Annotated in this window: 15 protein-coding genes; 10 read left to right on the forward strand and 5 right to left on the reverse strand. The window is 42.3% G+C overall.

Going from position 1 to position 12,261, the window contains the following annotated elements; all coding sequences use genetic code 11:
• Nucleotides 1-689: 689 nt before the first annotated feature.
• Both O9324_RS07600 and O9324_RS07605 read right to left on the reverse strand, forming a co-directional pair.
• A complete protein-coding gene (locus O9324_RS07600) occupies nt 690-1,391 on the reverse strand; it encodes a vWA domain-containing protein (RefSeq protein WP_288139876.1) in 702 nt (233 codons plus the stop codon).
• A gap of 450 nt (nt 1,392-1,841) precedes the next feature.
• Complete coding sequence (locus O9324_RS07605) at nt 1,842-3,293, reverse strand: RecQ family ATP-dependent DNA helicase (RefSeq protein ID WP_288139877.1); 1,452 nt, start codon at nt 3,291-3,293, stop codon at nt 1,842-1,844.
• On the opposite strand from O9324_RS07605, the gene O9324_RS07610 reads away from it, so the two are divergent.
• From O9324_RS07610 to O9324_RS07635, 6 genes are all read left to right on the forward strand, one after another.
• A complete protein-coding gene (locus O9324_RS07610) occupies nt 3,282-3,413 on the forward strand; it encodes a hypothetical protein (RefSeq protein WP_288139878.1) in 132 nt (43 codons plus the stop codon). The genes O9324_RS07605 and O9324_RS07610 overlap by 12 nt on opposite strands.
• A gap of 156 nt (nt 3,414-3,569) precedes the next feature.
• Nucleotides 3,570-3,755: a DUF3285 domain-containing protein gene (locus O9324_RS07615; protein ID WP_002752941.1), complete on the forward strand. Its 186-nt coding sequence runs from the start codon at nt 3,570-3,572 to the stop codon at nt 3,753-3,755.
• Between the two features lie 11 nt (nt 3,756-3,766).
• A complete protein-coding gene (ybeY, locus tag O9324_RS07620) occupies nt 3,767-4,279 on the forward strand; it encodes an rRNA maturation RNase YbeY (protein ID WP_288139879.1) in 513 nt (170 codons plus the stop codon).
• A gap of 28 nt (nt 4,280-4,307) precedes the next feature.
• On the forward strand, nt 4,308-4,796 hold the full coding sequence (locus tag O9324_RS07625) for a diacylglycerol kinase family protein (protein ID WP_002770904.1): 489 nt from the start codon (nt 4,308-4,310) through the stop codon (nt 4,794-4,796).
• Between the two features lie 671 nt (nt 4,797-5,467).
• Nucleotides 5,468-5,707: a DUF4327 family protein gene (locus O9324_RS07630; RefSeq protein WP_002738935.1), complete on the forward strand. Its 240-nt coding sequence runs from the start codon at nt 5,468-5,470 to the stop codon at nt 5,705-5,707.
• Entirely contained in the window at nt 5,700-5,846 is a 147-nt protein-coding gene (locus O9324_RS07635) for a hypothetical protein (protein ID WP_196219714.1), read from the forward strand. The genes O9324_RS07630 and O9324_RS07635 overlap by 8 nt, the downstream gene beginning before the upstream one ends.
• 90 nt (nt 5,847-5,936) lie before the next feature.
• On the opposite strand, the gene O9324_RS07640 is transcribed toward O9324_RS07635, so the two are convergent.
• On the reverse strand, nt 5,937-7,127 hold the full coding sequence (locus O9324_RS07640; RefSeq protein WP_287627129.1) for a class I SAM-dependent methyltransferase: 1,191 nt from the start codon (nt 7,125-7,127) through the stop codon (nt 5,937-5,939).
• Nucleotides 7,128-7,413: 286 nt separating this feature from the next.
• Here O9324_RS07640 and O9324_RS07645 point away from each other — a divergent pair, with 286 nt between their 5' ends.
• The 3 genes from O9324_RS07645 (at nt 7,414) to O9324_RS07655 (ending at nt 9,789) form a co-directional block, all read left to right on the forward strand.
• Nucleotides 7,414-8,694 carry an AAA family ATPase gene (locus O9324_RS07645; RefSeq protein WP_288139880.1) on the forward strand — a complete coding sequence of 427 codons (1,281 nt, stop codon included), beginning with the start codon at nt 7,414-7,416 and terminating at the stop codon, nt 8,692-8,694.
• A complete protein-coding gene (locus tag O9324_RS07650; protein ID WP_288139881.1) occupies nt 8,691-9,323 on the forward strand; it encodes a retron system putative HNH endonuclease in 633 nt (210 codons plus the stop codon). The genes O9324_RS07645 and O9324_RS07650 overlap by 4 nt, the downstream gene beginning before the upstream one ends.
• A gap of 316 nt (nt 9,324-9,639) precedes the next feature.
• Nucleotides 9,640-9,789 carry a hypothetical protein gene (locus O9324_RS07655; protein ID WP_002752187.1) on the forward strand — a complete coding sequence of 50 codons (150 nt, stop codon included), beginning with the start codon at nt 9,640-9,642 and terminating at the stop codon, nt 9,787-9,789.
• Between the two features lie 79 nt (nt 9,790-9,868).
• On the opposite strand, the gene O9324_RS07660 is transcribed toward O9324_RS07655, so the two are convergent.
• Complete coding sequence (locus tag O9324_RS07660; RefSeq protein WP_287627133.1) at nt 9,869-10,249, reverse strand: hypothetical protein; 381 nt, start codon at nt 10,247-10,249, stop codon at nt 9,869-9,871.
• A gap of 58 nt (nt 10,250-10,307) precedes the next feature.
• Entirely contained in the window at nt 10,308-10,673 is a 366-nt protein-coding gene (locus O9324_RS07665; RefSeq protein ID WP_002770913.1) for a phasin family protein, read from the reverse strand.
• A gap of 542 nt (nt 10,674-11,215) precedes the next feature.
• Here O9324_RS07665 and hemB point away from each other — a divergent pair.
• Nucleotides 11,216-12,202 (forward strand): porphobilinogen synthase, encoded by a 987-nt coding sequence (gene hemB, locus O9324_RS07670; RefSeq protein ID WP_190722184.1) that lies wholly within the window; start codon nt 11,216-11,218, stop codon nt 12,200-12,202.
• The last annotated feature ends 59 nt before the right edge of the window (nt 12,203-12,261 follow it).

Raw genomic sequence — 12,261 nt, forward strand, 5'->3', positions numbered from 1 at the left:
ATGCAGACAGAGGTTCAGAATATATGTACTTTTGTTTCAAAAAAGCGATCAGGCTGACTACTTGGCTCTGTGCTTCAGCAGGCAAAGATAAAAATTCACCTAAAATCTCATGAGTCATGGTTGTATCCTCCCCTATATCACGCCCAAAAGCGTGTTAGCCAGATTAGCTTACTGCAAACAATCTCCTTTAAGGAGACCTTTCACAGAAGCCTTCTAGGAATCTAGCAAAGATTCTTATATCTGGCTGCACTTTGTCACAAAATTTCACTATTATTTCGGGTAAGGTATCGTAAATCCCTTGATAGATTCAATCGGGACTAACTTCTGGGAAACCCGCTATAGATCTCCTGCAAAAATCAAAAACCTGACCTTAGGTTAGGAGAATCCGAGACAGGAGGAGAAAAAAGACAGGAAAATTTAGTACAAAAGCTCTACTCCCCCTGCTCTGGCGCTCCCTAGCTTACCAGAGGTCGATTATTCACTAAATGGTATCAAAAAAATCGGGTCTAAAACCTCGTCTTTACTCGTTTTATTATCACAGGATTTGGTATCACAGTTTCAATAAATGTGCATGGTGCGTTCCCCAAAAATCGATCGGTGGAGCAGTAGGAGTCACATTAGAGAACGCACCCTACAAGATCGGCGATCGCACTACAAGATCAGAGATCGCACTCATCAGGTTGAGTACATTATAGAGGCAATATTTTGATGAACTTTGCGATTTTATCCGCCTCCTCAGAAGTTAAATCAACTGGAAGTGAAAACTCTATCTTCAAATCCGCACGTAAGTTTAAAGTATGGATAAGAAGCTTGGGCTTTGAACTTAAGACAGAGTTCCTAAAAGTATCTATCAATTTCTCTGTTTCATAACCACTCGGAACAGATGACACTGCTGTGAATGTACCACCAGTTTCAAGGGCTGCTTCTTGAGCCAATTTTTTTTTCGCCTCATCTAGTTCAATTCCAACGATGTGAATCTCGCAATCAATACCATCTAGTTTTGCTTGTTCAATCTCTGCCTTCCAATCACCTTCTGAAGTATCCCAACCATCTGTTATCAGAACAACCTTCGGGACAAATTCTTTAAGCTGCCGCAGAGACTTAAAAGACTTAACAACATCTCTTATAGCTCCCGCAATTGGAGTACCACCAGATGGATCTTTAATCTTACTTATAAAGTCATATAGTTTAACACTGTCTTTAGTATTTAACTCGTATTTATACACAGAATTGATCATGTCAGAGTTACCTGAAAAGGTTTTTGCCCCTATCCAAGTTGCACAGCCTAGTAAATCGGGTGCTACATCTGTAAGGATCTGCTTAGCACGGTCAAACTTTTTGCCTGCCATACTTCCTGAGTGATCAACAAGAATTTCAAGTGCTATTTCCATGATGATACTGACTAAAGCCTAACTACATATTATAGGTCAACTTTCTGTATAACACTCTTCAGAGTAACAATATAGGTCAACTTTCGGTATATCACCCCATTTAGGCGCGATCGCCCGAACTTTTCCCTATATCACGCCCAAAAGCGTGTTAGCCAGATTAGCTTACTGCAAAAAGCCTCCTTTAAGGAGACTTATCACAGAAGCCTTCTAGAAATCTAGCAAAGATTCTTATATCTGGCTGCACTTTGTCACAGAATTTCACTATTATTTCGGGTAAGGTATGGTAAATCCCTTGATAGATTCAATGGGGACTAACTTCTGTGAAAACCGCTATAGATCTCCTGCAAAAATCAAAAATCTGACCTTAGGTGAGGAGAATCCGAGACAGGAGGAGAAAAAAGACATAAAAAATTTAGTACAAATGCTCTGTTCTCCCTGCTCTGGCGCTCCCTAGCTTACCAGAGGTCGATTGCGACGACAATTATCGCAATGACCACAGCGAAAATTATCGGCATTTTCCTGAAAACCAAAGGCATTTAAGAGAAAGTGCCAACGACAGCGACGGGTATAGAGGTAGGGAAACATCTCATTTTTGGGTTTAAAAGTCATCTTGGCGGAATTATGGCGATAAATAAGCCGATAATGAAAAGGATCGAGCCATTCTAGGCGATCGAGACTGTGTAAAAGGGAGAGAATAAGCGCACCATCGGGAAATTCGGCACTAATCGCCTCTACTTTGCCCTCTAGGGGAATTTGGGCTAAAATTTGCCAAGCTTGTCGGTATTGGCGTTCCTGTTGGGAGTTAAAGAATTTTTGCTGGTTTTTATCGCTATTATCTAACCATCCCGTCGGTTCACTAATTAAGGTGAGAGCCTGCATTTTACCGCCATCGCGACCACCGCGGCCGATTTCCTGTAGGTATTCGGATAGTAAAGCTGGGGGTTGGTAGTGGACAACCCAACGCACATCGGGTTTATTGATACCCATGCCAAAAGCTGAGGTACAGACAACAAAAGTTAAATCCCCCCGCAGCCAATTTTGTTCTATTTCCCGACGCTGAAAGGGGGATAAACCGGCATGGTAGGCACTGGTGCGATAATGGAGAGATTGCAACCATGCGGCTAAATTTTCACTATGGCGACGGGAACGAGTATAGATCAGGCCGGATTGTCGAGGTTGACTGGTGAGGAAGTTTAATAGTTGATGACGACGACAACCGGGGCTAATACATATTTTGGTGCTTAAGTCAAGGTTTTGACGGTAAGGATTTATTAAGAAAAGCTGCGGTTTTTCTAGTTGTAAGACGCGGGTGAGAGTCTCACGGGTAACAGGGTTAGCGGTGGCCGTAAAAGCAGCGATCGCTATTTGGCTGCCGGCCGGTTTCGATTGCAGAAGAGCGGGACGGACAGCCCCAAGACGACGGTAAGCAGGACGAAAATTATCGCCCCACTGGGTTAAACAATGGGCCTCGTCGAGGATGAGAGCGTTAATTTTAACGTGGGGAAGGGTTAATTTTGACCAGAGGGGCGGACTTAAGAGGGTTTCCGGGGAAAGATAGAGAAGTCGCAGGGTTTGATTTGCGATCGCGTTTAAGGTTTTCTTTCTCTGTTGTCGGGGGATTTCGTGATGAATCAGGGCAACGGGTAGTTTTTTGGCTAATAATTCCTCCACCTGATTTTCCATTAGGGCCACTAGGGGAGAAATCACTAGGGTTAAGCCGGTTTTTAATAAAGCGGGCAGTTGAAAACAGATAGATTTACCAAATCCCGTGGGCATGACAATTAGGGCATCCTTTGCCGCTAAAATTGTCTCGATAATCTCCTGTTGGGGAAAGCGAAAGCTATCATAGCCCCAAATTTTCTGAAAAATAGTCTGGATGCTTTCGGTATCGTGGGAAGACATGGGTTAACTGCTGGGGTGTGGGGTGTGGGGTGTGGGGTGTGGGGAGGTGGGGAAGTGGGGAGGTGGGGAAATGGGGAAGTGGGGAGGTGGGGAAGTGGGGAAATTGAACTAAAACCCTAACACCCTAACACCCCAAAACCCCCAGCAACGCGCACGCAGTGACCACTTTGACTATCCCGGACGGGGAACAATTTTTCCTCAAACTTGAATTTTTTTTGCATCCTTTTAATAATCTGTTACACTTATAGCGATCAATCTTTGTCTGGGGAATTACTGATGACTGAACCTGTTAGCACCACTGACCCCGCAGTAGAAACGGCCACCGAAGCGCAGCCCAGTTACGTTAAGCTGGCGATGCGGAATATGGTCAAGAAAAAGGGCGTCTCGTTAAAACACTTTTTTTTGACTACGGCGGCCTTATTAGGCTTTTTTGTCGGTATTTCCTATCTGACGCGTCCCTAGGGTGAAATCTGGTGAGTGAGACTTTACCCCTACTGGTGGATTTATGCCTACAGGATAATTATTTTGATCCCGGAAATAGTCCTGTGGATGGGGAAACTTGGCACTATTGGTTAGAAACATGGTTAGGCTATCTATCGGATTATCTCCCCCTTGCCGCCGGTTATGAACTAAGTTTGCGTTTAACAGACGATCGAGAAATTCAGGACTATAATTCCCAATATCGCCACAAAGATCAACCGACGGATGTTCTCGCTTTTGCCGCTCTCGAAGTGGATTTACCAGTGGATGAGGGCATTTTAGAGACAGAACCTTTATATTTGGGGGATATTATCATCTCTGTCGAGACAGCACAACAACAGGCTTTAACACAAAATCATTCTTTGGTGCGAGAATTGGCTTGGTTAACTGCCCACGCTTGTTTACATCTTTTGGGTTGGGACCATCCCGATGAAACAAGTCTGTTAGAAATGCTATCTTTACAGGAAACTTTGTTAAAAACCGTCGAAATGCCGATACATAGTTAGTTATTTTTGTCAAGCATTATTGAGGAATATGAAGACAAATTATCATCAAGCCAACCAATCTGCCAGCATACCTAATCCCTATCTCAACAATAATTTTATCCCTCGATCGGGACAGGTTAGTGAGGGCAACAATCCCAGTCAAAGAGAATACGCTTGGCAAGTCGCCTCGAATCTGTTAGTCAGTTTTCGCTACGCTTGGGCCGGAGTCCGTTATGCTTTTGTCAGTCAAAGAAATTTTCGCATTCACACCCTGATTACCCTAGTAGCGGTTAGTTGGGGCTTATTTTTGCGGGTTGATGCCCTGGAAATGGCGATTGTCACCCTTACCTGCGCTCTGGTGATGGTCTTAGAATTAATCAACACTGCCCTAGAATCAGTGGTAGATCTGACGGTGGGGCAATCCTACCATGATTTAGCCAAAATAGCGAAAGATTGTGCCGCTGGTGCCGTTTTAATCGCCTCGATCGCCGCTTTACTCGTAGCGGCTTTTATTTTTATTCCCCATTTATTAGCTTAAGCGGGAAACTTTTTTCAGTGTTGCCAAAGGCACGGCGTAGCCGTCCAGTAAACAGTAAACTGAAAACTCAAATCTGATCACTGATGATCTGTACTGATTTTAAAACGCTTAGGGAAAAATTAAGTACAAATGCTCTGACTTCTCCTCCCTGCTGCCAACTCCAGCACTCCGGTGCAGTCTTAACCAGTAATATTAGATAGGGTTTGCGGCAAAAAGTACGGGCGAAGCATTCGGATAGAAAATCTCCGGTTTCAGCGATAGGTTATTGCCCGAATGCTTCGCCCCTACAGGACACGGGCCGATGAAGATGCAAGGTTTTGAACCACGATTCTCTCAAAATCTTGCACCTGTTTCGCAAGAAAAGCCCCAAAACCATTACCGTGCCTACATTTCACATTTATTCAGCAAACTCTAGATAGTCAACAGCTTAACTGATCACTGATAACTGATCACTGATAACTGATCACTGATTCGGTATAAGGGGACTCGACAGATTTTAGCCGATAAATTTAACTTTTCTTCACCTCAGCCTAAACTGGTGAGGGGAGAGGGTTTCGCTATATATAAAAAATTGTCATCCTCGATACAGCAAAAAATCTCTTTTGTCCCCTTGTAGGTTAGACTATAGTTATTGATAAGACTTCTTTTGTAGATCTTGCAGGAAATCTCCCATGAGTGCCATAACTTTCTCCACCGCTCCCACCGCTTACTCTATCAGGATGATTAAGGACGAAGTCCGTCAGATGGTAGAACAGGGGGTAGTGAGCAGACACCAACCGATCTACACCCTCTGTCAGTTCATTCCCCCCCGGGAGTGGGTTTGTGTTGAATGTGAACTAGAACGGTGTGACTACCTTCTCAGAGATCAAATTGGTGACTTAATCGCCTCGGAATCTTGGGATAATGACTAAACTCTCCCGTTTACCGATCTGGGTAAAAATCGGACCAATCAGAAATTTATCAGCCTTGTCCACTCTATATAACTATTATAATTCAGCCCTAGTCATTTCTGGGGCTGAAACTATGGCGAGAGAGGGGGATAATTGTTAAGAAACAAGAATTTTTGGCAAGATTTAGCCAAGTTAGTTTACAAGTTACCCATTGCCAAGGGACGCTATCTCTAACATCCCCAAGTTTTCCCTAACTTAAAACCAGTAGTTGGCGCTGTTGTAAAGAACGCACACCAGTTAATCCTAAACCAACTTGAGCATCGATTGCTCCCACGCTTAAACGACCATCACAAGCTTGTAAAAAAGCAAATTCTCTCTCCGAAAGATTAACTGGCCGATAATCATAATCTAGAACACTTGCACTAGGCCAACCGTAAAGACAGGGATGAACTTCGGCCACTGCATTCTCTAGGACTTGATCCCGGGACCAATCGGCAGTCAAAATCGGTGGTTTAGCGAGGAAAAATTCATAGTGGGTGATTTCTGGGTCTAATAATTCCGTCAAGCGATAACGTTCCCTTTCCCCTAAATTTTGCGCTCTAGCCATCAATTCGGGGGATTTACCCAATAAACGCTCTAATTGCCAGTAGGAAGGGTTAGAAAAGCCAATAAAGGCTAATCCTGACGCGTCAATCAGTTGAAAGAGGGTATCGATATTGTAGTCCACTTCCCGGGGGTGAACGTACATATCAGCGAAGGACTCATCGCGATGATTTTCCATTGACCAACGCTCTTTTTCCCGTTTCAAAATGCGATTATTTTCTGGTAGAGAGGCAAAAATCTCTCGGCCGACAGCGACCCCATCCTTATAATCTCCGCGTCGGTCTCCCTGCAAAAGTGCGATCGCAGATTGCATTAACTGGATTTCCCAGCGTCCCAATTGTGCATAGACGAAAATATGCAGCAGACCACCGGGGGCCAGTTTTTGCGCGAGGGATTGAATCCCTTTAATCGGGTCCGGGAGATGGTGCAGCACCCCGACGCAGTTAATTAAATCAAATTCTCCGGGGAGATTAGTGGCCGATTCAAGAGGTAAATGGTGAAAATCGAGAGAACCTCGGTGTTTTGCTGCGACTCCCGAACGATTACAGCGTTCTTTGGCAATTTCTAGAGCTTTTTCACTGATATCTATAGCGACTACATGAGCGAAAGGGTTGAGCGCGAGCAGATATTCGGTTCCCGCACCGGTACCACAACCCGCATCGAGAATCCGGATATCCTCTCGTTCGGGTTTACGATGACAACAAAAGTTATAGGCAGCAATCCAATTCCAGCGCCAATTGTAACCCGGAGGGGGTTCGTCTAGGAGCGGTTCGGGAGGGAAAGGATAGGTATTGTAGAGACGTTGTACAGCAGTGCGAATAGTAGCGTCGTCGGACATGAAAATTGGCGGAGTTTAGGATAACACTCGATCGATTGTCTCACAGAGGGCAGCGATCGGGAAAGTCGGCCGGGGTTTTTTTGAGTTGGTCGGGGGTAAATTATAAATAATCATTATGAATATCCGGTTCTGTGCTAAAACTAGATATTATTTCTTTGGTCGATATTTTTTTCTATTCCTTGTCCTACTGTCTCTTAACCCTATCTAAGTTTTACTGGCAATTATTCGAGAGTCATTCTCTAACAATTATCTCAACTATAAGCAAATATTGCCGATACAAAAATCCATGAGAATTAAGTTTATAAAGCTTATTAATTATCGAGGTGCAGTCAGTTTAAACATCGACTTTCATCGGCAATTAAATGTATTTATAGGAGTTAATGGTGCGGGAAAATCTACCATTTTGGATAGTTTGTCTATTATGCTTTCCTGGTTAGTTAATCGCCTAAAAAATACTAATGCCAGTGGACGAAAGATTAGCGAAACCGAGATTAATAATGGTCAGGGGACGGCTATAATTGAAACCACTGGGGTGACGGAAGATAGTCAAGAGATTACTTGGAAAATAGTAAAAACTAGGACTGGATATAGCCACGCTGGAGAACGGAGTAATTTTAGCCAATTAAATGATTATACTAAAAAAATACAACTGCAAATTACTGAACATCAAGGACAAATTAACTTACCTTTATTTGTTTATTATTCTGTTAATCGAGCAGTGCTGGATATACCATTAAAAATTAAAACAAAACATCAATTTGATTCTCTAATTGCCTACGAAAATGCTTTAACCAGTGGATCAGATTTTCGCACTTTTTTTGAATGGTTTCGCGAACGTGAAGATTTAGAAAATGAAAATAGAAAATATCAGTATGATCTAATTAAACCAGAAGGTTTTTGTTTTCCCGATCCCCAATTGGAAGCGGTTCGGGAAACGATCGAACGTTTTCTACCCGATTTTACTAATCTTAGCGTCCGTCGTAATCCCTTGAGAATGGAAGTAACAAAAAAGAATGAAATAGTTACTGTTAATCAACTTTCTGATGGAGAAAAATGTCTGATTGCTATGCTGGGAGATTTAGCTCGAAGAATGGCGATTGCTAATCCTCAAAATCCTGATCCCTTAACGGGTAATGGCGTTATTATTATTGACGAAATTGATTTACATTTACATCCTCAATGGCAAAGATTTGTAGTACCTAAATTACTAGAAATTTTTCCTAACTGTCAATTTTTTATTTCCACCCATTCTCCTAATATTATCACTCATGTTCAACCAGAAAGTTTACACTTCATGGAACAAACAGAAATGGGAATAAAATTTCATCCCGTGCAGGAGTCCTACGGCAAAAATGTTGATCGAATTTTGGAAGATTTGATGGGGTTAGAGACAACTCGTCCCAAGGAAATCGCTGAAGCTTTGAAAGATATATATGAACAAATTTCTCAAAATCAATTAGAGGCAGCTAAAAATAAAATCAATGTTCTCAGAGCTAAAATTCAAAATGATCCAGAATTAATTAAAGCTGAAGTTATTATTCGACGCAAGGAAATTATCGGGAAATGAAGTATATTAGAAAAAGACAAGAACCACCAGAGTTTAAGAATTGGAAAGAGCAAGCTAACTCAGATTGGCAGCCCGACTTTAAAAATTTAGCAGGAAAACCAAAAGAAATACTAATTGAAGCTTTGATGACAGAACAGGGGGAAATATGTTGTTATTGTGAAAGTCGATTGGTTGATGGTAAATGCCATATAGAACATTTTAAACCTCAAAGTGATCCCACTGTTGATCCCTTAGATTATGCCAATTTGCTATGTTACTGTCAGGCAAATCTTAAGCTTGGTGAACCTCGGCACTGTGGTAATCTAAAAAATAGCTGGTTTGATGAAAATCTCTTAATCTCTCTACTTAATCCCGATTGTGAGTCTCACTTTGCCTTTAACTATGATGGCACAATTAAACCTGCACAAGAAGATGATCAAAAAGCGATTAATACTATCGAAAAGTTGGGATTAAACCTCAATAAAATCAACGACTTTCGTCAGAAAGCCATCGAACCTTTTTTGGATGAGGAGATAGATAATGCTCAATTAAAAGTTCTTGTCAATGGATATTTATGCTTAGATGATCAACAAAGATACAGTCCTTTCTGGACAACAATCAAATATCTGTTCAGCGATTTAATTGAATAATTTTTCCTTGACAAAAAGACAAGAATTATTAAGCTAGGTGGGTGGAATTAAATATAAGATGAACGTAGGTTGGGTTGAAGCATGAAACCCAACGCCAGATCATGTTACGCTACCGCTAACCCATCCTACAAATAATTGTGCCTCCCTACTTATAAAAGTTTAAATAAACAAAAAAAATATAAAGTATTATGAAGATTATTCAAGAATTGTCTCAAAAGTCAACAATTGATGAGATTCTGGCCAGATAATGGGGATGGAGGGGTGAATCAACCTGATCCGAAAAAGAGATTGTTGTCGAGAGTCGGAGAGAAAAGCAATGAATATCAAGGATACATTACACAATTTTGTCCAGTACCTAACAGAGGCTTTCGCTCGCATTTTTAGTCCCAACAATGATGAATATCCCGATGTGGGGATGCAGCCTTTTGATTCTGAACCTTACCATGCTCCCAAGGGTAATTCTTAACTAGAAATGACAGATAACTGCTTTGAGATAAAAGTTATGGGTAGGGATAATAACCCTACCTGATTTTATAGGAAAATAATTAATCCTCTGCTTGCCAATCGGGACAGCTATCACTATCCCAACCGTAGGGATGGAAACCGCAGACGAGAAGATTGCCTCCGTAGATATAACCGTGATAATTACGGCAACCGATACAAGCAGGATGGGTGTTAGGATCGGGGTTAACCTTGGGAGTGAGCATAAAATCCGAGGGTTCATCTAATTCCGAAAATAGGGATTCATCGAGGTTAAAAAATTCCTCTAATTCCTGGGGTAAAACCTCTTGAATAAACTGTTCCAGATCGATGATAATTTCCTCATTGATTTCTTCGATAGTTTGGGTAACTTCTTGGAAAAAATTTTCAATTCCCAGTGCTACAGTTTCGATCACTTCCCAAAAATCCTTCTGCCAATCGTCCATGTTTATACTTGCGTCCCTTGTCTGGTAATAATTAATTATTTGTCCCTAAAATTAGGTTTTAATCCTGTTGCAGTTTCCGTAATTCCTCCTGAAGACGTTCCACCTTTTGCCGCAATTCATCTACTTTTGGCTCGGCTGCTTTGGTGTCCTCCTCATCTTCAATAATTTCTATCCGTCGGGGTTCATGGGGAATATTAGATTCGTTAGCTGCTACCGTTTGCTGTTGTGCCTGTTTCACCAACTCATCAACGTATTTCCGCGCTTCTTCCGTCGTCATTTCGCCACGAGAAATCATCTCATCGGCTAATTTTTGGGCTTGATTTCTTAATTCTTGTAAATTTACTTCAGCTTTTTCGGCGGCATAAGTAGCAATACCTACGCCCAAATAAACTGCTTTTTTGACTAAATCACCTAAGTTGGCCATAGCAAAAATCCTGAATCGATCGCTCTTACCTACTAGAATAAACGATCCTTCTCCCAAATGGAGATGGGTTTTGGGTGTCAGTCCCGATGAAAAAATTTTCATCACCAGAGATGAAAGAGGTTTCTTTCCCTACACCCCACACCCTACACCCTGCACCTTCTTTCAAGTCAGTGAACAGTGAACAGTAAACACTCTATCCAAGAGAGCCATCAGTGAACTGAAAACTCACATCTGATAACTGATAACTGATAACTGATCACTGATAACTGATGAGGTAAAGTTTTGTAAAGAGATGCGGTGGTGGCGACAGCAAAAGTTATCGGTATAAAGATTAAATTTTAGTCAAATTGCTGGTTTTTCGCCCTTAAAACGATGATAAAGCCTCATTAGGTCATTTTTTACCTAAATAGTTTGATTAAGCTCAAAATAACTAAATATTGCGGATAGCTGCTGGCAGCCCGCAGCCGGCTGAATCGATTTGTGTTCATTCTCAGCAAAGATTTAAACTAAAGACCAGATTCCCGATTCAATCACAAAAAACTATGTTTCCTATTCATCGCCCCCGTCGTCTGCGTCAAACCCCTCAAATGCGCCGTCTGGTGAGTGAAACCGTCTTGACAGCCAATGACTTTATCTATCCTCTTTTCGCCACGGCGGGGGAAGGTATTGCCCGGGAAGTCAAATCGATGCCGGGGGTGTACCAATTATCAATCGATAAAATTGTTGACGAAGCCAAGGAAGTGCGGGATTTAGGAATCCCAGCGATTATTTTATTCGGGCTGCCGGAAAGTAAAGACACAGAGGCGACGGGAGCATGGCACGATCATGGTATTGTGCAGAAAGCGGCCACAGCAATTAAAGAGGCAGTTCCCGATCTACTCATTGTCGCCGATACTTGTTTGTGTGAATATACCAACCACGGTCATTGTGGTTATCTACAAACGGGAGATTTAACCGGCAGGGTGTTAAACGATCCTACTCTGGGATTATTGCAAAAAACCGCCGTTTCCCAGGTAAAAGCGGGAGTGGATATCATTGCACCGTCGGGAATGATGGATGGTTTTGTGCAGGCAATTCGTCAAGGATTGGATGAGGCGGGTTATAGTGATACACCGATTCTTTCCTATACAGCTAAATATGCCTCTGCCTATTATGGTCCGTTTCGGGATGCGGCTGATTCTACCCCCCAATTCGGCGATCGCAGAACCTACCAAATGGATCCGGGTAATGCCAGGGAAGCCTTAAAAGAGGTGGAATTAGACGTATTAGAGGGGGCAGATATGTTAATGGTGAAACCTGCTCTATCTTACATGGATATTATCTGGAGAATCAAAGAAATGACTAATTTACCCGTGGCTGCCTACAATGTGTCGGGGGAATATTCAATGATTAAAGCGGCGGCGTTAAATGGCTGGATTGACGAAAAACGGGTGACTTTAGAGACTTTAACCAGCTTTAAACGGGCGGGTGCCGATATTATCTTAACCTACCACGCTAAGGATGCCGTGCGCTGGTTAGCAGAGGGTTAAACTTGATGATTGAACCCACCATGCCGATCAGGATAAGGGGGTGGTGAGGTTGCTACTAT

It is taken from the genome of Microcystis sp. LE19-84.1B (genome assembly GCF_027531875.1).
GTDB lineage: Bacteria > Cyanobacteriota > Cyanobacteriia > Cyanobacteriales > Microcystaceae > Microcystis > Microcystis panniformis.